Raw genomic sequence first — 25,566 nt, 5'->3', positions numbered from 1 at the left:
TCACGTGTTCTCACGATGCCGCCGGAGGTCCGCGAACACCCGGGACAGAGCGGCCACCAGGGGCCGTCCGGGCAGGTCCTCCAGCGGTACGGGGCGCCCCTGGCCGTCGCTCACGGGCAACCGCCAGTTGGGGTGCACCGTGGACGTGCCGGGGATGTTCTGGGGCCGCCGGTCACCGGTCGCGTCCGGCAGCCAGACGCCGAGCAGGCGTGCCGGGGTGCGGCACAGGAACCGGTGCAGCGCGACGACCTCGCCGTCCGGGTCGGGCAGCAGCCCGAGCCGGTCCAGCTCGGCCAGCCAGCCGTCGCGCTCGGCCGCCGCCTCGGCCTTCTCCTCGGCCTCCGGGCGGGTCAGCAGGCCCAGCCGGGCCCGGAGTTCGACGTGCTCGCCGCTGAGCCAGGCGGCGGTCGGCGGCAGGTCGTGCGTGGTGAGCGTGGCCAGGCAGTCGCGCCGCCACCGCTCGGGCGGCAGCGGACCGTGCCGGCCCTCCGACCCCCCGAGGTACTCGAAGCGCTGCACGGAGGTGCCGAGCACGCCGCGCTCGTCGAGCGCCGCGCGTACGCCGCCCTCGACCGTGCCGAGGTCCTCGCCGATGACGGCCGCGCCGGCCCGGTGCGCCTCCAGCATCAGCACACCCAGCATCGCCTCGCCGTCGTAGCGGACGTAGGTGCCCTCGGACGGCGGCCGCCCCTCGGGGACCCACCACAGCCGGAAGAGGCCCATCACGTGGTCGATGCGCAGCGCGCCCGCATGCCGCAGCCCGGCCCGTAGCAGCCCGGCGAGCGGCCGGTAGCCGGACGCGGCCAGTCCGTCGGGGCGCCAGGGCGGCTGACCCCAGTCCTGGCCGTGCGGGTTGAAGTCGTCCGGCGGCGCGCCGACGCTCATCCCCGCGGCCAGGCAGTCCTGGAGGGCCCAGGCGTCGGCGCCCTGTGGGGCCACCCCGACCGCCAGGTCGTGGATCAGCCCGAGCCCCATGCCGGCGCCGGTGGCGGACGCCTGCGCCGCCGCCAGCTGCTCGTCGGTGACCCAGGCGAGCCAGCGGTGGAAGTCGACCTCCGCGGCCAGCTCCGCGCGGGCGCGGGCCACGGCCGCGGACCGCGGGTCGCGCAGCCCGGCCGGCCAGGAGCGCCACGCCCCGCCGTGCACACCGGCCAGCGCGCACCAGGTGGCGAAGTCCGTCAGGTCGCCGCCCTCGCGCGCGGTGAACTCCGCGAAGGCGGCGGCCCGGCCGGGCGACAGCGGCACCCGGTGCACCGCCCGCAGCGCCTCGTGCTTGAGGAAGCGGACCGTCTCCCGGTCGATGAGCACGTCACCGCGCAGCACACCGTCGTTCAGGGCCCGCGCCCGGGCGGCGCACCGGTCGGCGGTACGGCGGTCCTCCCCGGTCAGGTAGGCGTACTCGGGGATCGCCTCCACCCGGACGTGCAGGGGGTCGGCGTAGCGGCGGGAACTGGGCCGGTACGGCGACGGGTCCGGGAGCGGGCCGGGCTCCACGGCGTGCAGCGGGCCCAGCTGCACGAAGTCCGCGCCCGGCGAGCGTCCCGCCCAGGACGCCAGCTCCGCCAGGTCGCCGAGGTCGCCCATGCCCCAGGAGCGGCGCGAGAGCACCGAGTACAGCTGGACCAGGAACCCCCAGCGCCGTCCGGTCGGCACGGGCAGCCGTTCCGGTACGACGAGCAGCGGCGCGGACGCCTCCCGGCCCGGCGCGCCGACGTGCAGGGTGTGCCGGCCGGCCGGCAGGGAGCCGGACAGGGCGGCGCTGCCCCCTCCTTCGAGGGCCACCTCCGCCGTGGCGTCACCGGGCAGGCCGAGCGGCGGCACCGTGCCGCCGCGCACGACGACGCAGTCCGGCAGCAGCCGGGCCGCCGTCCGCTCGTGGTGGGCAGCCAGGGCGGCGCGGGCCGCGGCGCCGGTGGCCGCGTCGACCCCGCACGCGGCGAGCACGGAGACCAGGGTGCCGGGGGCGACGGCGACCCGCCGCCCCCGGTCGGTGGTGTAGTCGGTGGCTATCCCGTGGGCGCGGGCCAGCCGGCGCAGGTCGTCGTCGCTCACGAGGCGTGCTCCGCCCCGCCGAAGAGACGCTCCAGGACGACGGCGACACCGTCCTCGTCGTTCGTGGGCGCGATCTCGTCGGCCATCGCCCGCAGCGCCGGGTGGGCGTTGGCGACGGCCACGCCGTGGCCGGCCCACGCCAGCAGTGGGATGTCGTTGGGCATGTCGCCGAAGGCGACGGTCTCGGCCGCGTCGAACCCCAGGAGCCGCGCCGCCCGTTCCACCCCGGCCGCCTTGGTGGTGCCCGCCGGCAGCACCTCCACCATCCCCCGCACCGAGTGCACCACGGTGACCTCGTCACCGCACAACGACCGTGCCACGGACTCGACCTCCTCCTCCGGCAGGCTCGTGTGGTGCAGGACCAGCTTGTCGATGGGGTCCGCCCACAGCAGGGCGCGGTCGGCCGTGACGTCCCAGCCGTGCCGGACGCGTTCCCCGAAGCGCGGGGTGACCTTGAAGCGGCTCTCCGGCGGTGCCGTCACGACGCCCAGTTCGAGCGGGCCGAGCGCCGCCTCGACGCGGGCCACCACCTCCCGCGCGAGGTCGAGGTCGAGCGCGGCGGAGGAGAGCAGCCGGTCGGCGCCGGCGTCGTAGAGCTGGGCGCCCTGCCCGCACACGGCGAGCCCGCGGTAGCCGAGCGCGGCCAGGTACTGCCGGCAGGCCGCGGCGGGTCTCCCGGTGACCACGAGATGGTGGGCGCCCGCCTCGGTGGCGCGGGCGAGGGCGCGCAGGGTGCGGTCGGAGACGGTCTGGTCGCCGCGCAGCAGGGTGCCGTCGAGGTCGGTGGCCACCAGCCGGAAGGGCGGCGGGTCCGCGGGGTCCTCGCACGGGACGGTGTCCCAGGTGACACGCCCCGACGCCAGCGTCAGCATGACCGGCAGCCGGTCCCCGGCGCGGGGTCCGGGCAGAATGCCCCGGAAGACGCCGTCACCGGCCGGTGCCAGGGACGCCAGGACCATGCCGGTGTCCGCGGGCACGGCCTCGTCGGAGGCGACGGCCTCCGCGACGGACTCCGGGCCCGCCACGGGGCCGGCGGTGCCGGGCACCGCCACCTCCACGTGCCGCGCGTACGGGTGGCGGTACTCGATGCGCCGGGCACCCCCCGGCGCCCGGGTCACCCGGTGGCGTCCACGGGTCCGCGCCGCCCAGTCCGCCCGCCCGGCCGCGCGGGCGGTGCTCGCGCACCGCTCGAAGTCGGCCCGCGCGTAGGCGGCCTCGAAGAGGCGCTCGTACGCCTCCTCGTCCAGCGGTGCGCAGCGCCCGTAGGCGTCCGTGTCGCCCAGCGCGGCGGCGGACCGCGCGACGAGGTCGCGGTGCCGGGTCCAGGCGTCGGCGGGCAGCGCGTCGAACCAGCCGTACCGGGCCGCGTCCTCGGCGGGGAAGGGCCGGGGCCGGCCGCGCAGCAGCTCCTCGAAGGCCGCCAGCCGCCGGTCCGCGCTCCGCTCCCAGGTGAACCCCCGGGCGGTCGCACGGGCGTTGGCGGACAGCCGGGCGTGCTCCTTGGGGGCCGCGCGCCACAGCGCCACGGCCTCGCGGATGCGCGCGGCGAGTGCCCGGGTGAGGTCCGGGTCGTCGTCCCGGAAGGAGCCCGGCAGCGCGAACCCGGTGGCCCGCGGGTCCTCCCGGGGCAGGGCGTGCCCGAAGTGCGCCGTGACGGTCTGCGCGGTGGCGATCGGCACCGCGCCGCACGCCATGGCCTCGGCCTGGGCGATGAGGAACCCGTCCAGTTCGAACTTCGAGGGGAAGAGGCAGAAGTCGGCGCACGCGGCCTGCTCGAACAGGGTGTCCTCGTCGGCCAGCCGCCAGTCCAGGTGGATCCGGCCGGGGTACCGGTCGGCGACGCTCCGGAACCACGCGTTGCCGGCGGGCGCCGCCTGCCCGCCGCCCCCGCTGGTGGCGAAGCGCAGCACGAAGACCGCCTCCGTGCCGTCCGCCAGCACCTCCTCCACGGCGCGGACCAGCTCCAGCTGCCCCTTGTGGTGCACCGCGTAGCGGGCGGCGTGGTAAAAGACCGGCAGGGCGGGGTCGAGCCCGAGGGAACCGAGGACCGCCCCGCGGTCGACGGCCCCCGGGTCCCGCGCCAGCCAGCCGTCGGATATCCCGCAGCCCCCCACGAACAGTTTGTGCGCCTGTTCGCGCAGCAGGCGCGACACCGGCAGGGTGTGGAACAGCCGCTCGAACGGGGTGTCGCGGAAGGTGCTGTAGTGGTCGCGCTGACCGGGTGAGACGAAGTCGACCAGATCGGCGTGGGCCAGCACCAGGGGCAGGAAGGAGACGTGGTCCGGGCCGTGCTCGACGTGCATCCGGGTGCCCGCCAGGACCCGTGCCACGGCCGCCTCGGCGCCGGCCTCGGCCGGCGGCGGCCCGTCCGCCGCGTCCAGGTCGACGCGCACCCCGAACAGATCGAGCACCCGCTCCACCTGCGGGCGGTACACCTTCTGCGTGACGGGCGCGTTGGCCGCGACCGTGCTCACGGTCCGCACCGCGGGGTCGTCCGCGAAGAGGGCCGGCAGCAGGTAGTGGTAGTACGGTTCGAAGCCGTGCAGCACCGCCTCCCCGCCCGCCAGGTACCGCCGTACGAAGTGCGCTCCCGCGACCTGGAAGACCAGCGGCTTGAAGTGGGCGAGGTCCCTGCCCTCGGTGGCGGGCGGCGGGTAGAGCCGGTCGGGCAGCAGGTCGAGGAAGGCGTCGGAGAGGAAGTAGACGTCCACGTCGTCCAGCCGCAGCAGATGGGCGCGGGTGGTCAGCTCCAGGGTGATCTCGGCCGGGTGGTCCGGCCACACCTTGGGGTCCGGTACCAGCGGCACACGGTGCTCGTGGGCGTAGGGGAGGTCCTCGATCGGGTGGTCGGCGCGGAGAGCGTCCAGGAGCCCGTGGGCGGGGGTGACCAGCGAGACGCGGTGACCGCGCGCGGCGTACTCCCGCGACAGGTTCCACACCAGCGGTGACAGCCCGCCCCGCATCAGGCGGTTGTCGAACCCGCCGCACTCGAAGGCGAAGTGGATGACGTGCATGGAAGCGCCCCTCACCACTGCGCCGCAGCGCGCGCACTGGCCGCGCGCAGCCCCGGCAGGTCGATGAACTCGGTGTGCGTGCCGACGCTGCCGCACACGAACGCCCCGGCCACCGAGCCGGCCAGCACGCACTCCCGCGGCGCGCGGCCCTCGAACCAGGCGTGCAGGAACGCGGTGACGAACGCGTCACCGGCCCCGTTGGTGTCCACCACGGGACGCTCGGGGCGCACGGCGGGGAAGTGGCGGATCACGTCGTCGCCGCGCTCCAGCAGGTAGCAGCCGTCGGCGCCGTCGGTGGCGACGACGAACCGGGCCCGGCCCTCGTCCACGACCGCCCGCAGCACGGTGTCCAGCCGGTCGTGGACCGCCGCCGCGCTCAGGAAGACGTAGTCGGAGTTGAGGGCGTAGTGACGGTGGTGCGGGTTGTGCCCGTCCCAGTCGTGCAGGTCGGTGGAGCTGGTCACGCCGAGGCGGTGGATGTCCTCGTACATGTCCTGGTTGTGGCCGATGATCGACAGGTGGACGTGGGCGGACCGCTCCAGGAAGGGCAGGTAGAAGTCGCGGGGCAGCCGGAGGTCGGCGGGGTGACGCCCGTCGTAGAAGGAGAAGCGACGGCCCCGGGGGTCCACGAGGTTCGCCGCCCGGGGGGTGCCGTGCGGCGAGATCAGGTGGCTGAAGTCGAGTCCGTGGCGGGCATAGTGCTCCAGCACCATGCGGCCCTGCGCATCGTCGCCGACGAAGTCGATGAACTTGGTGCGCAGGCCGAGCGCCCGCCAGCCCAGCGCCACGCCGTTGCCGGTGTGCCCGACGTAGTCCTTCAGCGGCTCCACGAACACCGAGTCGCCCGGCGGTACGCGCAGTTCGTCCACGCGCACGATGGTGTCCACACCGACCCCGCCGACCACCAGGACGTCGTGGTCGTGGGCGTGTTCGCTGTCGTGCTGTCCGGTCAGGGTCATGCGCTCGCTCCTTCGGCAACCTGCTGGATGTGTCCGTCCTCCAGGACGACCGCCCCGTCGATGTCGGCGCCGGGCGGTATCGACGCGCCGGGCAGCACCACGCTGCGCCGCACCCGCGCGCCCGCCCCGACCCGGACCCCGGGGAAGAGGACGCTGTCCTCCACCAACCCGGCGTTGACCAGGTCCGAGGGGACCACCGACGCGCGGACCCCGGGGGCGTCGGCGACCCAGCGGCGGCCGGTCGCCGGCCGTATCGTCCGGGGCGTCCGCTCGACGGGCAGTGGCGCCCGCGGTCCGCGGGCGAGGGCGAGGTGCGCCCGGTGGTAGCGCTCGACGGTGCCGATGTCCTCCCAGTGGCCGTGCACCTCGTGCCCCCGGACGTGCTCGCCGGCCGCGAGCATCGCGGGGATCACGTCCCGGCTGATGTCGTGCTGCCAGCCGGTGCCGTCCAGTTCGGCGAGGTACCGGCGCAGCACACCGGCGTCGAAGACGCAGAAGGCGGCGAAGACCAGGTCGGAGGTCGGGTGTTCGGGCTTCTCCGTGAACTCGGTGAGCCGGCCCCCGTCGTCGAACCGCACCATGCCGAACAGGTGCACCCAGCGCGGGTCGATGCGCTGGTAGGCGATGGTCAGCGCCGCGCCGGACGCGCGGTGCGCCGCCACCAGCGCGCCGTAGTCGTACCGGTAGACGTGATCGGCGTGCAGGACGAGGACGTCCTCGGCGCCGCCGGCGAAGACGTACTCGGCCTTGCGGATGAGCGCGTCGGCCGTGCCCCGTTCCAGCGGCCAGGTGCGCCGCGGCAGCTCCGCGGGCAGCGCCGGACCGCGGTAGGCGGCGTCGTACGGCCCGAAGTGCACCCGGAAGCCCGGCCCGGTGTTCCACACCCGGTGCAGGTCGTCCATCAGCAACCGCTCCTCGTACTGGGACAGCAGCAGCACCTCCGGCAGGCCCGAGGCGCGGGCGTTGGCCAGACTGAAGTCGATGAGCCGGCAGGAACCGCCGTAGGGGACCAGCGGTTTGAGCCGGCCCGCGCCGAGCGGGCCCATCCGGCGCCCCTCGCCGCCCGCGAGCAGCACCGCGCGCACGCCACGCAGGTCAGCCATGACGCACCTCGTCCCAGGTCACCCGGCCGGAGGACAGGGTGAGCAGCAGCACACCGTCCGCGCCGGGGGCCGCGCCCACGAAGACCCCCGGCCCGACGCGTTCCAGGGTGCGTACGTCCGGCAGGGCCCGGGCCCGGCCGCGCCGCGCCTCGACGACTTCCACCCGTTCGGCGTGCGGGAGCCGGTACTCCACCCGCCCGTCGGGCAGGAGGCGGCAGCGTTCCCGCAGCCGCGCGGTCTCCTCCCCGGGCACCGCGCCGGGGACGTGGGCGAGGACCCGTTCGCAGGCGGCGAAGTCCGCCCGCAGCCACGCGGCGCGGAACATCCGCAGCGCCGCGTCCGCGTCCAGCGGGGCCCGGCGTTCGTAGGCGTCGATGTCGCCGTGCTCGACGGCCGCCGAGGTGGTGACCAGGTCGTCGTCGAGCAGGTCGAACCAGCCCTGGCGCAGAGCCAGTTCGGTGGACAGGACGGCGGGCCGGCCCTCCCACAGCCGGGTGAAGGCCGCCAGGTGCAGGTCGGCGCAGTGGTCCCAGGTGAAGGTCCGCGCGACGGCCGAGGCGCGCGCGGACAGCTCCTGGTAGCGGGCGGGGTCCTCGGACCACAGCGCGGCGGCCCGGTGGATGCGGTCCGTGAGCGCGGCGGTGAGCAGTTCGTCGTCCTCCGCGAAGGAGCGGTTCACCGCGAACCCGGTGGCCGTCTCCGGACCGTCGGCGTGCCGGAAGTGCTCCATGCCGCGCTGGTCGGTGGCGATCGGCACCGCGCCCACCGCCATGGCCTCGCCCTGGGCGATCAGGAAGGTGTCCATCTCGAACTTGGAGGGGAAGAGGGCGAAGTCGCCGGCGGCGGCGTAGGAGAAGACGCGCGCCTCCTCGACGCGCTCCCACTCGAAGTGCAGCCGGCCCGGGTGACGGGCGGCCACCTCGTGGAAGAACGGGTCGTCGATACCGTTGCCGGAGATGCACCGGATGACGAAGTTGGCCTTCAGTCCCTCGCCCAGCACCCGGTCCACGGCCCGCATCAGCTCGGTCTGGCCCTTGTGGTGGACGGCGAAGCGGGCGTTGTGGAAGAACGTCGGCAGTGCGGGGTCGAGGCCGAGGCCGCCCAGCACCTCCGCCCGGTCGACGGCGGCGGGGTCCCAGGCCAGCCACCGGTCGGAGATGGCGCAGCCGCCGACGAACATCTTGTGGGCGTTGCGGCGCACCACACCGGCGACGGGCAGCCGCCGGAACAGCGCCTCGAACGGGGTGTCCCGGAAGCCGGCGTAGAAGTCGAGCTGGCCGGGGGAGAGGAAGTCGATCAGGTCGGCGTGCTCGGCGGTCAGCTCGTAGAGCGCCACGTGGTCCGGCGGGTAGGTGTAGTGCAGGTGGGTGAGCTGCTGGTACTGCACGACCGCCGCGGGCACCCCCGGGTCGGGATCGGGGCCGGGGAGCTCGACGTCGACGCCGAGCAGCCCGAGGAGGCCCTCGACCTCCGGCGCGTACACCTTCTTGGCGATCGGCATGTTGCTCTGCACGTTGCTGACGACCAGCTTCGTCGGGTCGTCGCGCAGGGCGGCCGGCAGCAGGTAGTGGTAGTACGGCTCGTGCGCGTGGACGACGGCCCTCTCGTCGCCGAACCAGCCGCGCAGGAACCGCACGCTGTCCGCCTGGAACACCAGCGGCTTGAAGAAGACCAGGTCCCGCCCCTTGGCGGAGTACGGCGGGTAGAAGGTGTCCGGCAGTTGGTCCAGGTACTCGTTGGAGAGGAAGTAGAGGTCCACGCCCTCCAGGCGGATCCGGTGGGCGGTCGTGCGCAGCGCGATGTCCACCCGCGCCGGGAAGTCCCGCCACACCCGGGGGTCGAGGGCGAGCGGCAGCGTGTAGGTGTCCTCGTAGGACAGGTCCTCCACCTCGTAGCGCCCGCGCAGGTCGTCGAGCCGGCCGTGGGCGGGGGTGACGATGGAGACGCGGTGGCCCCGGGACGCGAAGGTCCGGGAGAGGTTCCACAGGTAGACGGAGGTGCCGCCCTGGAGGAAGGTGTGGTCGAATCCGCAGCACTCGAAGTACGTCTCGATGATGTGCATCCGGGGCGCGTTCACGGCGGTCATGTCCTCGCGGGGGTCGTCGGGGCGGGGGTGGCCAGCGCGAGCGCGTGGCGGAGGTCGATCGCGGCGTGGTAGGGGCGGGCGTGGTCGTGGTTGTAGCCCAGTTCGTGCAGGAGCCGGCGCAGGTACAGCAGCCGCCGCAGCGGGCTGTCGGCGGCGGGGCCGAGCAGCAGGCGCAGGACACGCGCCCGCCAGCTGTCCGCGGTGCGGAACACGCTCTCCAGCACGGCCCGGCCCGCGGGCGGCAGGCCGGGGGCGCCGTCCAGGGAGCCGTTCATGGTCTCGGTGGAGTCGACGCCCAGGCGGCGGGCGCTCTCGAAGGCCGCCTCGTCCGCGGCGAAGTACTCCAGCGCACGCTCCACCGCGACCAGGTCCTGGAGGGGCGACTGGGCGGCGTAACCGGGGTCCTCCGGCGAGACGGACGGTGTCGACAGGTCGATGACGCTCATCCGCCAAGTGCCGTCGGCCCTCTCGGAGCGCAGCAGGTGGGACAAATGCAGGTCGCCGTGGCAGGGCCCGGCCCCGGGAGCCGTCGTCCGGCCGCCGAACCGGTCGGTGAGGGAGGCCAGTTCGCGGCGCAGCGCGTCGAAGGCGGCGCTCCGGGGCGCGGCGGGCAGGGGGGCGTCGGCGCGGGCCAGCTCGGTGAGCCGCGCCGAGGACCGCGCCAGGGCGTCGGCCACGGGGTAACCGGTCACGGGGGCGCCCAGACGTGCCGTCAGGTCCGTGTGGAAGGCGCGCAGGAAGCGCCCGGCGCGGCGCAGTCCCTCCTCCAGCGGCAGCAGGTGGGAGCGGACCAGCGGGTCCGGCGCGTCGCCGGCGTTGAGCCGTGGCCACAGCGAGCGCAGGTTCTGCCGCAGCGGCGTGTCGATGCCGTCGCCCGGCACGTGCCGGTAGAGGACGCCCACCGGGTGCCGGGTGCCGTGGACGGGGTCCGTGTAGGTGCAGTCCCCGGCCCATTCGGGGGTGTGCCCGGTGCCGCTCATGAGCCGCAGCAGCTCGGGTTCGTGGATCGTCCCGCCCAGGTGCCGGTAGGTCTTGCCGATGTAGGGGGAGCCGGCGATCTCCACCAGCGACAGCGAGTTGGAGGACCACCCCTGGTCGAAGGGGAGCGGCCGGACCGGGCCCGCCGGCACCGAGGGAGCCCGGCGGAAGTCCACCGCTCCGCCGCGCGTGCTGCGCAGTCGTGCGCCGGCCAGCACACGGCGCACGACCGCGGGTCCGTCGGACCCGTCGCCGCGGGCCTCGGTCACGGCGCCGGACGGCTCCCGGCGCACCGGGACGAAGATCCGCTCGCCCGAGGCGGGACCGCCGACGGCGGCCACCACCAGCAGCAGTTCGCCGGGGCCCAGCTCGGCGTGGTCGACCGCTTCGTAGCGGTCGGCGGCGCGCAGGTCGCGCGGCAGCCAGGGCGCGGTGCGCAACAGTGGTTCCAACTGGTCGTCGCGGATCACGTGCCTCATCAACTCCCGGTCATTTCATAGGCGTCGACCCCGCGCCGCCAGACGGTGAGGGCGACGGCGAGGGCGCCGGCCGTCACCACGGGCAGCCAGACCACCAGGCCGGTGTCGCCGGTCAGCAGGTAGACGCAGGGCACGTACGAGGTGAAGGCGAAGGGCAGCACCCAGGTCAGCAGGGCGCGCAGCGAGGGGTGGTAGATGTCCAGCGGATAGGCGGCGAACTCGGACACCTGCCCGGCCGCGTACATCGAGGGCAGGCTGGTCACGGTCCAGAAGGACAGCGAGGCGAACAGCAGCTTCACCGAGGTGTGGATCAGGGCGCCGCAGAGCACCAGCAGCGGGGCGAGGCACCACTGCAACGGGCTGAGATCGAGGCCCAGTTCGCTGCCGGACCAGCCCACCAGGATCGCGCCGACCGCGAGTTCGCCCAGTCCGTCCGGGTGGAAGAACCGCTCCGACAGCAGGGAGAACAGCGGGTTCACCGGGCGCACAAGGTAGCGGTAGAACTCGCCGCGCTGCACCAGTTTGCGGCCCAGTTCCCACAGCTGGTCGGTGAAGAGGTGGTCCAGGCCGCGCGGCAGCAGCGAGAAGCCCAGCAGGAACAGCACCTCGTGGTAGGTCCAGCCGCCCACCGCGGGCACCTGGCGGAAGACCAGCCCCACCACGGCCGTCTGGAGGCCCACGCGCACCAGGAAGGCGCCCGCCCCGAGGGCGAAGTCCACCCGGTACGCGCTCAGCCGGTGCAGCCCGACCCCGCCGAGGAAGAACACCAGCCGCACGTGGCGCCACACCGTGCCGGTCATCCGCCGAGCACCTCCAGACGGTTCAGCGAGGCCCGCCACAGGACGGTGCCGAGCAGCGTCAGAGCGGCCACCCAGCCGACCTGCCGGGCCAGCACGCCGGCCGCGCCGGCCACGCCGTCGTAGCGGCCGAGCAGCAGGGTGAGCGGCCCGTCGACCATGCCCCGGAAGGGCAGCGCGGACGCGAGGGCCGCGAGCGGTCTGGGCATCAGCGCCAGCGGCACCAGCTGTCCGGCGAAGAAGGCGACCACGCTCTGCTTCACCATCCGCACCCCCCAGGTGTTGGTGGTGACGAACCCCGTCATCCCGGTCAGCAGGTTGACGAGGAAGGCGAGCAGGACGGAGAGCACGGTGGAGACCAGGAACAGCACCAGGTCCACCGGGCGCGGCACGGTCAGCGGTACGACCAGGGAGAACAGCACGAGCACCGGCACGCCGACCAGGACGGTGTTGGCCGCGACCACCGGGAGGCAGGCGAAGAACCGCATCACCGGGTAGCTGACGGGCCGGACCAGCATGACGGCGACGTCACCGCGGTAGACCTCCGCGGCGACCTCGTCGTCCACCCGGTTGGCGTGCAGGATCTGGAGTACCTGGGCCACCAGCAGGTAGGTGGTGATGGTCCCGGCGGTGAAGCCGCCCGGTCCGCCGCCGGGCGGGGCGTCCGCGTACACCGCGCGCCACAGGAAGACGGTGAGCGCCGCGCCGGCGGCGGCCGTGATCCCGGACGTCACGAACGTCGAGCGGTACTGGAGCAGGGACTGGAGCCCGCCGGTGGCGAACGGCAGGTAGTGCGGGAGCCGCGCGGACAGGGGGACCGGGGCCAGGTGCCCGTGGGCGGGGAGGCGGCTCATACCGCGCCCTCCTCGCGCGGGGCCGGCACCGGGGTCGGCCCGGGGTGCCCGCCCGCGTAGATCCGGCGCAGGACGTCCTCCAGGTCGGGTTCGGGGGCGTAGCAGTCAGCCAGGTCGAAGTGTTCGAGCAGGAAGGTCAGCACCTGCCGGGAGGTGAACCGGTCCGCCGGGTAGTCGACCCGGACGCGGCCGTCCTCGGTGGCGGAGGCGCTCACCCCGCGCAGCCCCTGCTCGATCCGGGCGCAGGCGCGCGAGGGATCGGGTCCGCCCCGGTGGTCGAAGACGACGGAACGCCGGTCGGCGGTGCGCAGCAGGTCGCGGATGCTGCCCTGGTGCACGACCCGGCCCCGGTCCACGACCAGCGCGCTGTCGCAGATGGCGGCGATGTCCGCGATGTCGTGGCTGGTCAGGACGACGGTCGTGCCCAGCTCCTCGTGGACCCGGTTGACCAGGTGCCGTACCGCGTCCTTGAGCACCATGTCCAGGCCGATGGTCGGCTCGTCCCAGAAGACGACCGCCGGATCGTGCAGCAGGCTCGCCGCGATCTCCGCCCGCATCCGCTGCCCGAGGCTCAGCTGGCGCACGGGTGTGGTGCCGAGCGCGTCGATGTCCAGCAGCTCCCGGTACAGGGCGAGGTTGCGGTGGTACACCGCGTCGGGGATGTCGTAGACCCGGCGCAGGATGCGGAAGGAGTCCGGTACGGACAGGTCCCACCACAGCTGGCTGCGCTGGCCGAAGACGACGCCGATGCCGCGGGCGTTGGCCTGCCGGTGCCGGTAGGGCTCGATCCCGCGGACCAGGCAGCGTCCGCTGGTGGGCGTCATGATGCCGGTGAGCATCTTGATCGTGGTCGACTTGCCCGCCCCGTTGGCGCCGATGTACGCGGTCCTGGAGCCGGCCGGGATCGTGAAGGACACGCCGTCGACCGCCCGGACCACCCGGTGCTCCCGGGTGAAGAGGGTGGCCAGGCTGCCGGCCAGGCCGGGCTTGCGCTCGGCGAGCCGGAACTCCTTGACGAGGTTCTCCGCGACGATCACGACAGCACCTGCTCCAGGGCCTGTTCGAGGAGTCCGACGCCCTCGTCGAGCAGCGGCTCGTCGATGGTGAAGGGGGGTGCCAGGCGCAGGATGTGCCCGCCCAGGGCCACTCGGAGGCCCAGGTCCAGGGCGGTGGTGTACACGGCGCGGGCGATGTGCGGCGCCGGGGTGCGGCTGGACCGGTCGGTGACGAACTCCAGTCCGTACAGCAGCCCGAGACCGCGCACGTCGCCGAGGTTCTCGAAGCGGGCCGGGAGGGCGGACAGCCGCTCGTGCAGCAGCTCACCGAGGACGCGGACGCGCTCCATCAGACGGTCGCGCTCGACGACCTCCAGCGTGGCCCGGGCCGCCGCGATCCCCAGCGGGTTGCCCGCGTACGTGGACGCGTACGCCCCCGCCGCGGAGGCCGCCGGATGGTGCATCAGGTCGGCCCGGCCCGCCAGCACGGCGAACGGGAACCCGCTGGCCAGACCCTTGGACAGGGCCGCCAGATCCGGTTCGACGCCGAACTGCTCGCTCGCCAGGAAGGTGCCCGTGCGGCCACCTCCGGTCAGCACCTCGTCGGCGACCAGCAGCACCCCGCTCTCCCGGCAGGCGTCGGAGATCTGCTCCCAGTAGCCCGGGGGCGGCACGACCACGCCGGCCGCGCCGAGGACGGGTTCGAAGACCAGCGCGGAGACGTTCGGTTTCTCGGCGATGTGCTTGCGTACGAGGGAGGCGCAACGCAGTCCGCACGAGGGGCGGGTGAGCTCCAGCGGGCAGCGGTAGCAGTAGGCCGAGTACCCGAGGACGGAGTTGCCGGCGAAGGCCTGGTGGCCGACGTCCCAGTGCACGAGCATGCGTGCGCCCATCGTCTTGCCGTGGAACCCCCCGCGCAGGGCGCCGATCCGGTTGCGGCCCGGTTCGGCGGTCGACTGCACCACGCGCAGCGCGGCCTCGACGACCTCCGCCCCGGTGGAGAACAGGGCGTAGGTGTCCAGGCGTTCGGGCAGCAGCCGGGCCAGCAGCTCCAGCAGCGCCGCGCGGTCCGGCGTCGCCGAGTCGTGCACGTTCCACAGGCGCCGGGCCTGTTCGGTCAGCGCCGTCACGACCTCGGGGTGACCGTGCCCCAGGGACTGGGTCAGGGTGCCCGCCGCGAAGTCCAGGTACTGGTTGCCGTCGAGGTCCGTGAGGATCGGGCCACGCCCCTCGGCGAACACCCGGCGGCCCACCGACGCCTCTTCCGAGGCGCCCGGTGCCAGGTGCCGCGCTTCCCGCTCCAGCTGTTCCCGCTGGTGCCGAGCTGTCACTGCTGCTCACACCCTTCCGTGCGAACTGCTCCGCGGCGTAGCGCCGTTGAGCGGTGCCGGGAGTGAGTCAAACACCGACGTCCGGCTCGATGCAAGGACTTGCTGAAACTTACGGAACGACCTTGCGTGTGGTGTGCAACGTCTGCTTGAGTCGAGGCAGTTCCACCGGTGACACCGCGACTTTCGTTCGAGGAGAGATCCGTGAGACCACAGACCCAGCCCGTCCCGCGACACCGGTGGCCGACATGAAAGCCCTGGTCCTGGCGGGGGGCACCGGCAGCAGACTGCGGCCGTTCACCCACACCCGCGCCAAGCAGCTCCTGCCCATCGCCAACCGTCCGGTGGTGCACTACGCCCTCCAGGCGATAGCCGATGCGGGCATCGAGGAGGTGGGCGTGGTGGTCGGCGGCCACGGCGACGCCATCCGCCGCGCGGTGGGGGAGGGATCCGCCTTCGGACTCCGCATCACCTACCTGCACCAGCCCCGGCCCCTCGGCCTCGCCCACGCGGTGACCGTCGCGCGGGACTTCCTCGGCGACGACGACTTCCTGCTGTACCTGGGGGACAACCACCTCGAGGACGGCGTGACGGGATTCGTCCGCCGGGCCACCGCCGAGCGCGACGCCGGCCGGCTGCTGCTCACCCCCGTGCCCGACCCCACCGCCTTCGGCGTCGCGGAGGTCGACGGCGAGGGGATCGTGCGGCAGCTGGAGGAGAAACCCGAACGGCCCCGCAGCGACCTCGCCCTGGTCGGCGTCTACGCCTTCACGCCGGCCGTCCACGAGGCGGTCCGCGCCATCAGCCCCTCCGGGCGGGGCGAGCTGGAGATCACCGACGCGGTGCAGTGGATGATCGACCGCGGTTGGCGGGTGCGGGCGGAGACGACCACCCGGCCGTGGCGCGACACCGGCAGCGTCGACGACCTGCTGGAGGCCAACCGGTCCGTCCTGGACCGGATGGAAGGGCGCGTCGACGGCAAGGTCGATCCGCACAGCGTCCTGGTGGGCCGGGTGAGCATCGCCGAGGGAGCCGTGGTGCGGGGTTCACGGATCGTCGGACCCGTGGTGGTCGGGGCGGGCGCCGTCATCACCGACTCGCACGTCGGCCCGTACACCGCCATCGGCGAGAACTGCCGGATCCAGGACAGCGCGATCGAGTTCTCGGTGCTCCTCCAGGGCGCCAGCGTGGAGGGCGCCGCACGCATCGAGCGGTCGCTCATCGGCCGCGAGGCGGTCGTGGCCGCGGCGCCGCGCCCGCTCCAGGCCCACCGTCTCATCATCGGCGACCACAGCAAGGTACAGCTCATCCCATGACCTCACGCATCCTCGTCACCGGGGGAGCCGGCTTCATCGGCTCCGCCTACGTCCGCGCGCTGCTCGGCCCCTCGGGACCGCCCGGCGTGACGGTCACCGTCCTCGACAAGCTCACCTACGCGGGCAGCCTCACCCGCCTCGACCCGGTGCGCGGCCACCCCGGGCTGACCTTCGTGCGGGGGGACGTCTGCGACACCGCGACCGTGCGGCGGCTGGCGGCCGGGCACGACGAGATCGTCCACTTCGCGGCCGAGTCGCACGTGGACCGTTCCATCGAGGACGGTTCCGGCTTCACCCTCACCAACGTGGTCGGCACCCAGACCCTGGTGGACGCGGCGCTGCGGCACGGGGTGCGCACGTTCGTGCAGATCTCCACCGACGAGGTCTACGGTTCGCTCCCCGAGGGGGCCGCACGGGAGGAGGACCCGCTGCGGCCCAGCTCGCCCTACGCCGCCTCGAAGGCCGCCGCCGACCTCATCGCCCTGGCCCACCACCACACGCACGGCCTCGACGTCAGGGTCACCCGCTGCTCCAACAACTTCGGCCCCTACCAGCATCCCGAGAAGGCCGTGCCCCGCTTCGTGACCACCCTGCTGACCGGCGGCGACCTGCCGGTGTACGGCGACGGCAGGCAGGTGCGCGACTGGCTGCACGTGGAGGACCACGTCCGCGCGGTCGAGCTGGTGCGCACGGCGGGACGGCCGGGGCGGACGTACAACATCGGCGGCGGCACCTCGCTGACCACGCTCGACCTCGCGCACCGCCTGCTGCGGTGGTGCGGGGCCGGCCCCGAGCGCATCGCGCACGTCGCGGACCGCAAGGGCCACGACCGCCGTTACGCGGTGGACCACGGCAGGATCGGCGCGGAGCTGGGCTACCGGCCGCGGGCCGACTTCGAGCCGGCGCTCGCGGCGACGGCCGACTGGTACCGCACCCACCGGTCGTGGTGGGAGCCGATGCTCGCCCCGGTCTGAGCGGCGCCGGACGGGTCCGGACGGACGTACCGGACCGTCCCGCGTGCCGTCGGCACCGCCGCCCGCCCGGTCGGGGCGCGAGGCACGGTGCCGCACGGTGCGGTGAGCACTCCGGCCGACCGGCCGGGCGCGTCGGGAACACACCTGGGGTGCGCCCCGCGGCCGGGAGCCGGAGTTCGTTGAAGGTAACACCGCTGAAATGCTTGCGAAAGAGTTTGCGACGAGGGAGATCACCGGTCGCCTGCTCAACTGGTCGTTCTGCGAGAGGGGTTGACCTACGGTGAGCGGCGCCGTACGGTCTCGATCGCAATTTCTTGCAGCAAGAATCAACGAACGGCTTCCCTGGCACGGCGCGTTGTCAACCGAGGCTGTCCTCCGGATCACCCCACTTCCGAACTGGAGACACCATGGCCAGAAAGACCGTGGCCGCTGCACTCGCCCTGGTGGCGGGAGCCGCTGTGGCCGTCACGGCACCGACGCCGGCGCAGGCCAGTGCGCCCGGCGGCAAGGACGTCACCGCGGTGATGTTCGAATGGAACTTCGCGTCCGTCGCGAAGGCGTGCACCGACGAACTGGGCCCGGACGGTTACGGGTACGTCCAGGTCTCCCCACCGAACGAACACATCCAGGGCCCCTCCTGGTGGACGTCCTACCAGCCCGTCAGCTACAAGATCGGCACCAAGCTCGGCAACCGCTCGGACTTCCGGAGCATGGTGGACACCTGCCACGCCGCGGGCGTCAAGGTGGTCGCCGACACCGTCATCAACCACATGGCGAACAGCTCCGGCACGGGAACCGCCGGGTCGTCCTTCACCAAGTACGACTACCCCGGCACCTACTCCGCGGCCGACATGGACGACTGCAAGGCGAGTATCGCCGACTACGGCGACCGCTGGCAGGTCCAGCACTGCGAGATGGGCGGCCTGCCCGACCTCGACACCGGCGAGGAGTACGTCCGCAAGACCATCGCGGGCTACCTGAACGACCTGCTCTCCCTCGGCGTCGACGGCTTCCGCATCGACGCGGCCAAGCACATCCCCGAGGACGACCTCACCGACATCAAGTCCCGGCTCACCGACCCGGGCGTCTACTGGAAACAGGAGACGATCGGCGGCACCGGCGAGGCGGTCCAGCCACCCGAGTACTACAACACGGGCGACGTCCAGGAGTTCCACTACGCCTACGACCTCAAGAGGGTCTTCACCGGCGAGAAGCTCGCCGAACTGAAGAACTTCGGCGAGGCCTGGGGCTACGTCCGCGGCGACAAGGCGTCCGTGTTCGTCACCAACCACGACGCCGAACGCAACGGCAGCACCCTGACCTACAAGGACGGCGGCGCCTACACCCTCGCCCACGTCTTCATGCTCGCCTGGCCCTACGGATCGCCCGACGTGCACTCCGGCTACGAGTTCAGCGACAAGGACGCCGGCGGGCCGAACAACGGCCAGGTGAACGCCTGTTACACCGACGGCTGGAAGTGCCAGCACGCCTGGCGCGAGATCGCGAGCATGGTCCGCTTCCGCAACACGGCCGCCGGCGCCGCGGTGACCGACTGGTGGGACGACGGCAGCAACCGGATCGCCTTCGGCCGTGGTGCCAAGGCGTACGTCGTCATCAACCACGAGGGCTCCGCCCTCACCCGCACCTTCCAGACCTCCCTGCCCGCCGGCGCCTACTGCGACGTGCAGAGCGGCAAGGGCGTGACCGTGAACGCGTCCGGACAGTTCACGGCCACCCTGGGCGCCGACTCGGCCCTCGCCCTGCACGTGGGGGCGCGGGACTGTGACACCGGCACCGTCCCCGTCGACCAGCCCGCCGGCGCCTCGTTCGACGTCCGCGCCACCACCCGGTGGGGCGAGAACGTGTACGTCGTGGGCAGCACCCCCGCCCTCGGCGGCTGGAAGACCTCCGACGCCCTGAAGCTCGACCCCGCGAGCTACCCCGACTGGAAGCTCGACGTGTCCGTGCCCGCGGGCACCTCGTTCGAGTACAAGTACCTCCGCAAGGACGCCGACGGCAACGTCACCTGGGAGACCGGGGCCAATCGCACCGCCACCGTGCCGTCCAGCGGCACGCTCGCGCTGAACGACACCTGGCGCGGCTGACCGCCGTCCCCCGCCGACAATCCCCGGTCACCGGCACCAGCGGGTGACCGCCGACAGTACCGCCCGGCCCGTACCACCGGCCGACAAGGACCGCCCGGCCCGTACCACCGGTGCCGGGCGGTCCCGCTCCCCGCCGTACGACGGGGTCCCGTCCCGTCCGAACCCGAGATCCCGAGGAGACGCGTCACGTGGCCGGCAGACCCAGACCCCACGCAACCGCCCTGGCCGTCGCGCTGTTCAGCGCGGTGCTGCCACCACTGGCGCCCCGGGTGGAGGCTGCCGACGGGCCACCACCGCCGCCCACGGACGCCCGGCTCGCGCACCAGCCGGCCCGGCCCGCCGCGAGCAGGGAACAGTTCTACCTCCTGCTGCCCGACCGGTTCGCGAACGGCTCCGCCGCCGATGACCGGGGCGGGCTGACCGGCGACCGCACGGTCACCGGCTACGACCCCACCGACAAGGACTTCTTCCAGGGCGGCGACCTCAGGGGCGTCATCGACCGGCTCGACTACATCAAGGGCCTCGGCACCACCGCGATCTGGCTGGCACCGGTGTTCAGGAACAAGCCCGTGACGGTCCGCGACGGCCGGGCGACCGCCAACTACCACGGTTACGCCATCACCGACTTCACCCGGGTCGACCCGCACTTCGGCACCGACGCCGACCTGTCGGAGCTGATCGACAAGGCCCACGCCAAGGGCATGAAGGTCTTCTTCGACGTCATCACCAACCACACCGCGGACACCGTCGACTACGCCGAGAAACGGTACGGGTACCGCGGCAAGGGCGCCTACCCCTACCTCGACACCGAGGGCCGCCCCTTCGACGACAGCGAGGGCATGCGCCCCACGGACGCGGCCGGCGCCCCGTACACCCCGGAGGTCTCCACCGACCCCGGGGACCGCAAGGTGCCCGGCTGGCTGAACGACCCGGCCATGTACCACAACCGCGGCGACTCCACCTTCGCCGGGGAGAGCGCGCTGTACGGCGACTTCATGGGCATGGACGACCTGTGGACCGAGCGTCCCGAGGTCGTGCACGGCATGGAGAAGATCTACGAGCAGTGGGTGCGGGACTTCGGCGTCGACGGCTTCCGCGTCGACACGGCCAAGAACGTCGACATGCCGTTCTGGACCCAGTGGGCCACCGCGCTCCACCGGTACGCGGTGCGGCACGGACACCGCGACTTCCTCCTCTTCGGCGAGGCGTTCTCGGCGGACCCGTCCATCACCGCCCCCTACGTCACGAAGGGCCGGCTCGACGCGACGCTCGACTTCCCGTTCCAGGCCGCCGCCCGCGACTTCGCCTCGCGCGGCGGCCCCGCGGACGACCTCGCCCACGTCTTCGCGCAGGACTACCGCTACACCACCGACAAGGCGAACGCCTACAGCCAGGTCACCTTCCTCGGCAGTCACGACATGGGCCGCATCGGCACGTTCCTCGCCCAGGACAACCCCGGCGCCGACGACACCGAACTCCTGCGGCGTGACCGCCTCGCCGACGAGCTGATGTTCCTCTCCCGCGGCAACCCGGTCGTCTACTCCGGCGACGAACAGGGCTTCACCGGCTCGGGAGGCGACGTCGAGGGCCGCCAGACGATGTTCGCCTCGAAGGTGCCGGACTACCTCGACGACGACGAGATCGGCACCGACCGCACGGCCGCCTCCGACGCCTACGACCCCTCCCACCCGCTGTACCGGGCGATAGCCGCGCTGTCCAGGCTGACCAGGCGCAACCCGGCCCTGCGCGACGGCGTGCAGACCGAGCGCCACGCCCAGGGCTCCGTGTACGCCTTCTCCCGCACCGACGTCGCACGGGGACGCGACTACCTCGTCGCCTTCAACAACGCCACCGAGGACCGCACCGTCACCCTGCCGACCGGTTCGGCGGACACCCCGTACCGCGCGCTGTACGGCGCGACGGGCACCGTCCGCAGCGACACCGTCGGAACGGCCACCGTGACCGTCCCGGCCCTGTCGTCCGTCGTCTACGAGGCGGGCCGGCCGCCGCGGCCGCCGGCCTTCCGCCCCGCCCTCGGCCTCACCGCCCCCGACGCGGGCGCCACCGGAACCGTGGAGATCTCCGCCGACGCCACCGGCGGCGGATATCGCCGCGTCGTCTTCGCCGCCCAGATCGGCGACGGCCCCTGGCACACCCTCGGCACCGCCGACCACGCCCCGTACAAGGTCACCCAGGACATTCCCGCCGGCGTCCCCGCCGGGACGCCGCTGCGGTACAAGGCGGTCGTCGTCGACAGCGCCGGCCGGACCGCCGGCGCGCTCGCCTCGACGACCGCCGGCCAAGCACCGGCGGCGCCGAGACCGACGGCGGCACGCCACTGGGCCGTGGTGCACTACCGGCGTTCCGACGGCGACTACGCGGGTCTTCGGCTGCGGACCGCCGACGGCCGGACGGCCGCCTTCACCGGCCGGGACGCCTACGGGGCCTTCGCCTGGCTCGCCCCGCCCGAGGGCGCCACCCGGATCCCCTTCACCGTCGAGCGCGACGGCGTCGCCGACGGACCCGGGCGCACCCTGGACCTCACCGCCGCGCCCGAGGTGTGGACCGAGCGGGACAGCGCCACGGTGACCGGAACCAGGCCCGCGGACGCCTACCCGGCGCAGGACCCGACGAAGGCGGTCATCCATTACCACCGTCCCGACGGCGACTACGACGGCTGGGGCCTGCACGCCTGGACGGGGGCCGCCCACCCGCCGGAGTGGAACGACCCGATCCGGCCGGTGGGCCGGGACTCCTTCGGCCTGGTCTTCGAGGTCCCGCTGACGGGACACGCGGACTCGCTCAGCTACCTCCTCCACAAGAAGGAGGAGAAGGACGTCGCCACCGACGAGACCCTGGACTTCTCCCTCTACGGGCACGAGGTGTGGCGCGTCGCCGGGGAACCCGCCTACCTCACCCCCACCCTCGGCGGCGCCTTCCCCCTGGACCTCGGCACCTCGGCGGCGACCTGGCTGGACGACACCACCGTCGTGTGGCGGGGGACCGGCGCCGGGGTCGCGGGCCAGCAGCTGGTGTACGCGCCGGACGGCGGCATCACCCTGAAGGACGGCGCCCTCTCCGACGAGGGGTACTGGCTGCGGCTGGTGCCCACGCGGCTCACCGACGCCCAACTCGCCGCCCACCCGGGGTTCTCCGGTCACCAGGTCTTCACCGTCGACCCGCGGGACCGCGACCGGATCGCCCGGGCCCGCGCGAGCCGCCAGGTGATCGCCACTCAACGGGGCGAGGACGGGGCCCTGCTCGGCGCCACCACCGTGCAGGCGCCTCCCGGCTGACCCCCACCACCGAACGAAAGGAACGAGCCGCAACGTGACCGCATCACCCACCGCCCGCGGCAACCCGGGCGGACGACCGGCGGGCCGCCGCCACGGCCTCGCGGGCACCATCCGACGCTCCGCCACCGTGGCCGTCACCGCCGTACTCCTCGCCACCGCCCTGCACGCCGCCCCGCCGGCCGCCGCCACGGAGCGGACCCCCGCCCCGCCGTCAAACGCCCGGCTGGCCGCGGTGGCGAGCCGGCACGACCTGACCCGCGAGCAGTTCTACTTCCTCCTCCCGGACCGGTTCGCCGACGGCTCCGCCGCCAACGACCGCGGGGGGCTGTCCGGCGACCGCACGGTCACCGGTTACGACCCCACCGACAAGGGCTTCTACCAGGGCGGCGACCTGAAGGGACTGATTCGCCGGCTGGACTACGTCAAGGGGCTCGGCACCACCGCGATCTGGCTCGCCCCGATCTTCAAGAACAAGGCGGTGCAGGGCAACGGCGAGAGCGCCGGCTACCACGGCTACTGGATCACCGACTTCACCCACGTCGACCCCCACTTCGGCACCGACGCCGACCTCGCGGAACTCATCCGCAAGGCCCACGCCAAGGGCATGAAGGTCTTCTTCGACGTCATCACCAACCACACCGCCGACACCATCACCTACGCCGAGAAGACGTTCGGCTACCGCGGCAAGGGCGCGTACCCCTACCTCGACACCCGGGGCCGCCCCTTCGACGACGGCAAGGGCATGCACGAGGTCGACGCGCGCGGCCTGCCGTACACCCCGCGGATCGCCCCCGCCGAACGGAACGCCAAGGTCCCCGCCTGGCTGAACGACCCGACGATGTACCACAACCGCGGCGACTCCACCTTCGTCGGCGAGAGCGGCCTCTACGGCGACCACACCGGCCTGGACGACCTGTGGACCGAGCGTCCCGAGGTCGTGCACGGCATGGAGCGGATCTACGAGAAGTGGGTCAGGGACTTCCGCGTCGACGGCTTCCGCGTCGACACCGTCCGCAACGTCGACATGGCCTTCTGGACGCAATGGGCGACCGCCCTCGACGCGTACGCCGCGCAGCGGGGCCGGAAGAACTTCTTCGTCTTCGGTGAGACCCTGTCCTCCGACCCGGCCGTCACCTCGCCGTACGTACGCCAGGGCCGCCTCGACGCGACGCTCGACTTCCCCCTCCAGGACGCGATCCGCCAGTACGCCTCCCAGGGCAGGGCCGCCGACCGGCTCGCCGACGTCTTCGCGCAGGACTACCGCTACACCACCGACAAGGCGAACGCCTACGAACAGGTCACCTTCCTCGGCAACCACGACATGGGCCGCATCGGCGGGTTCCTGCTGAAGGACAACCCGGGCGCGGACGACGCCCAACTCCTGCGGCGCGACCGCCTCGCCGACGAGCTGATGTTCCTCTCCCGCGGCAACCCGGTCGTCTACTCGGGCGACGAACAGGGTTTCACAGGCGCCGGCGGTGACAAGGACGCCCGTCAGACGATGTTCGCCTCGAAGGTGCCGGACTACCTCGACGACGACGAGATCGGCACCGACCGCACGGCCGCCTCCGACGCCTACGACCCCTCCCACCCGCTGTACCGGGCGATAGCCGCGCTGTCCAGGCTGATCAGGCGCAACCCGGCCCTGCGCGACGGCGTGCAGACCGAGCGCTACGCCCAGGGCTCCGTGTACGCCTTCTCCCGCACCGATGTCGCACGGGGACGCGACTACCTCGTCGCCTTCAACAACGGCTCCGCGGCGAGCACCGTGCGGATCCCCACAGCTTCGGCCGGACTGACCTACCGGGGCCTGTACGGCACCGGTGCCACGGCGACCAGCGGCAGCGACACCCGGGTGACCGTCACCGTGCCGCCGCTGTCCGCCGTGGTCTGGAAGGCGACGAAGCGACTCGGCGCCCCCGCGACCCGGCCCTCCCTCACGCTGCGCGCCCCGGCGGCCGGCGCGACCGGGGAGGTCGACGTCTCCGCCGACGTGAGCGGCGGCGGCCTGAACCGGGTGGTCTTCGCCGCCCAGGCCGGCGACGGCCCGTGGCACACGCTGGGCACCGCCGACCACGCCCCCTACAAGGTCGTCCAGGACCTGCCCGACACCCTGAGGGAGGGCACCGCGCTGCGCTACAAGGCCGTGGTCGTCGACCTGGCGGGCCGCACCGCCGGTGACACCGCCACGACCACCGCCGGCCGGCCGGCCACCCCGCGGCCGCCGAGCGCCGTCCACCGCGATTACGCCGTGGTGCACTACCTGCGCCCGGACGGCGACTACACCGGCTGGAAGTTGGACTCCTCCGCCGGTTCCGCGGAGTTCACCGGACGTGACGCCTACGGTGCCTTCGCCTGGGTCAGGCCGCAGGACGGCGCCGGGGACCTGACGTACACGGTCACCAAGGACGGCGCCACGGACGGCCCGCGGCGCACCGTCGATCTGGCCAGGACGGGCGAGGTCTGGATCCGGCAGGGCGACGACGGCGAGTCGGAGACGGCACCGGACGGCGCCCGTCCGACCCCCGACCCGGTCAAGGCCGTGATCCACTACCACCGGTCCGACGGCGACTACGACGGCTGGGGCCTGCACACCTGGACCGGGGCGAAGAACCCCACCGACTGGACGACTCCGCTCACACCGGTCGGCAGGGACGCGTTCGGCCTGACCTTCGAGGTGCCGCTCGCCGACGGCGCGACCTCGCTCAGCTACATCGTCCATCGGGGCGACCAGAAGGACGCCGCGGCCGACCGGTCGCTGGACTTCGGCACCTACGGCAAGGAGGTGTGGCTGATCGGCGGCGACGACGACTACCTGCTGCCGACGGTGGGTGGCGCCCCCGACCTGGACCTCGGCACGGCCAAGGCCCGGTGGATCGACACGGACACGGTCGTGTGGAAGGTGAAGGCCACCGACTCCACCAGCCAGCAACTCGTCTACGCCCCGCACGGCGGCATCACCGTCGAGGACGGGCGGCTCTCCGACGAGGGCCAGTGGCTCCGCCTGATCCCGGCCACGCTGACCGACGCGCAGAAGGCGGCGCACCCCGAGCTGGCCGGGGACCCGGCGTTCACCATCGACCCCCGGGACCGGGACCGGATCCCGGCCGCACGGACCGGGCAGGTGATCGCGACGCAACGGGCCGCGAACGGCGCGCTGTCGGCGGCCACCGGGGTCCGCGGGTCCTGACACCTCCCCGCAGCGCGACCGCGGCCGGCGGACGCCCCTC

The 25,566-nt window shown here is 73.3% G+C and carries 13 protein-coding genes and 2 pseudogenes; 5 read left to right on the top strand and 10 right to left on the bottom strand.

Annotation, left to right across the window (positions count from 1 at the left end; genetic code table 11):
* The 10 genes from malQ to ACIQVT_RS25710 are packed head-to-tail and all read right to left on the bottom strand — an operon-like array spanning position 1 to position 14,648.
* Positions 1-2,052: a 4-alpha-glucanotransferase gene (gene malQ / locus ACIQVT_RS25755; protein ID WP_403758530.1), complete on the bottom strand. Its 2,052-nt coding sequence runs from the start codon at positions 2,050-2,052 to the stop codon at positions 1-3.
* Entirely contained in the window at positions 2,049-5,066 is a 3,018-nt protein-coding gene (locus ACIQVT_RS25750) for a Cof-type HAD-IIB family hydrolase (RefSeq protein WP_403758526.1), read from the bottom strand. The genes malQ and ACIQVT_RS25750 overlap by 4 nt, the downstream gene beginning before the upstream one ends.
* A gap of 11 nt (positions 5,067-5,077) precedes the next feature.
* On the bottom strand, positions 5,078-6,025 hold the full coding sequence (locus tag ACIQVT_RS25745) for a carbohydrate kinase family protein (protein ID WP_403758523.1): 948 nt from the start codon (positions 6,023-6,025) through the stop codon (positions 5,078-5,080).
* Positions 6,022-7,128: a sugar phosphate nucleotidyltransferase gene (locus tag ACIQVT_RS25740; RefSeq protein ID WP_403758520.1), complete on the bottom strand. Its 1,107-nt coding sequence runs from the start codon at positions 7,126-7,128 to the stop codon at positions 6,022-6,024. Before ACIQVT_RS25740 ends, ACIQVT_RS25745 begins: the two co-directional genes overlap by 4 nt.
* Positions 7,121-9,214 carry a glycogen/starch synthase gene (locus ACIQVT_RS25735; RefSeq protein ID WP_403758517.1) on the bottom strand — a complete coding sequence of 698 codons (2,094 nt, stop codon included), beginning with the start codon at positions 9,212-9,214 and terminating at the stop codon, positions 7,121-7,123. The genes ACIQVT_RS25740 and ACIQVT_RS25735 overlap by 8 nt, the downstream gene beginning before the upstream one ends.
* A complete protein-coding gene (locus ACIQVT_RS25730; protein ID WP_403758514.1) occupies positions 9,211-10,671 on the bottom strand; it encodes a hypothetical protein in 1,461 nt (486 codons plus the stop codon). The genes ACIQVT_RS25735 and ACIQVT_RS25730 overlap by 4 nt, the downstream gene beginning before the upstream one ends.
* Complete coding sequence (locus ACIQVT_RS25725; RefSeq protein WP_403758511.1) at positions 10,671-11,471, bottom strand: ABC transporter permease; 801 nt, start codon at positions 11,469-11,471, stop codon at positions 10,671-10,673. The genes ACIQVT_RS25730 and ACIQVT_RS25725 overlap by 1 nt, the downstream gene beginning before the upstream one ends.
* Complete coding sequence (locus ACIQVT_RS25720) at positions 11,468-12,322, bottom strand: ABC transporter permease (RefSeq protein WP_403758508.1); 855 nt, start codon at positions 12,320-12,322, stop codon at positions 11,468-11,470. Before ACIQVT_RS25720 ends, ACIQVT_RS25725 begins: the two co-directional genes overlap by 4 nt.
* Complete coding sequence (locus ACIQVT_RS25715) at positions 12,319-13,359, bottom strand: ATP-binding cassette domain-containing protein (RefSeq protein ID WP_403758505.1); 1,041 nt, start codon at positions 13,357-13,359, stop codon at positions 12,319-12,321. The genes ACIQVT_RS25720 and ACIQVT_RS25715 overlap by 4 nt, the downstream gene beginning before the upstream one ends.
* Entirely contained in the window at positions 13,356-14,648 is a 1,293-nt protein-coding gene (locus tag ACIQVT_RS25710; protein WP_403758501.1) for an aspartate aminotransferase family protein, read from the bottom strand. The genes ACIQVT_RS25715 and ACIQVT_RS25710 overlap by 4 nt, the downstream gene beginning before the upstream one ends.
* Positions 14,649-14,893: 245 nt before the next feature.
* Here ACIQVT_RS25710 and ACIQVT_RS25705 point away from each other — a divergent pair, with 245 nt between their 5' ends.
* From ACIQVT_RS25705 to ACIQVT_RS25685, 5 genes and pseudogenes are all read left to right on the top strand, one after another.
* Positions 14,894-15,961 (top strand): glucose-1-phosphate thymidylyltransferase, encoded by a 1,068-nt coding sequence (locus tag ACIQVT_RS25705; RefSeq protein ID WP_403758499.1) that lies wholly within the window; start codon positions 14,894-14,896, stop codon positions 15,959-15,961.
* On the top strand, positions 15,958-16,935 hold the full coding sequence (gene rfbB / locus ACIQVT_RS25700; protein WP_403758496.1) for a dTDP-glucose 4,6-dehydratase: 978 nt from the start codon (positions 15,958-15,960) through the stop codon (positions 16,933-16,935). Before ACIQVT_RS25705 ends, rfbB begins: the two co-directional genes overlap by 4 nt.
* Before the next feature lie 407 nt (positions 16,936-17,342).
* Entirely contained in the window at positions 17,343-19,040 is a 1,698-nt protein-coding gene (locus ACIQVT_RS25695; RefSeq protein ID WP_403758493.1) for a carbohydrate-binding module family 20 domain-containing protein, read from the top strand.
* Between the two features lie 188 nt (positions 19,041-19,228).
* A pseudogene (locus tag ACIQVT_RS25690) lies at positions 19,229-22,321 on the top strand (alpha-amylase family glycosyl hydrolase); the annotation flags it as partial.
* Positions 22,322-22,445: 124 nt separating this feature from the next.
* Positions 22,446-25,517: pseudogene (locus ACIQVT_RS25685) on the top strand (alpha-amylase family glycosyl hydrolase); the annotation flags it as partial.
* Between the last annotated feature and the right edge of the window lie 49 nt (positions 25,518-25,566).

It is taken from the genome of Streptomyces sp. NPDC100445, assembly GCF_044759735.1.
Taxonomy (GTDB): Bacteria; Actinomycetota; Actinomycetes; order Streptomycetales; family Streptomycetaceae; genus Streptomyces.
The sequence above is the reverse complement of the archived record's forward strand: the minus strand, read 5'-3'. Positions and strand labels throughout refer to the sequence as shown.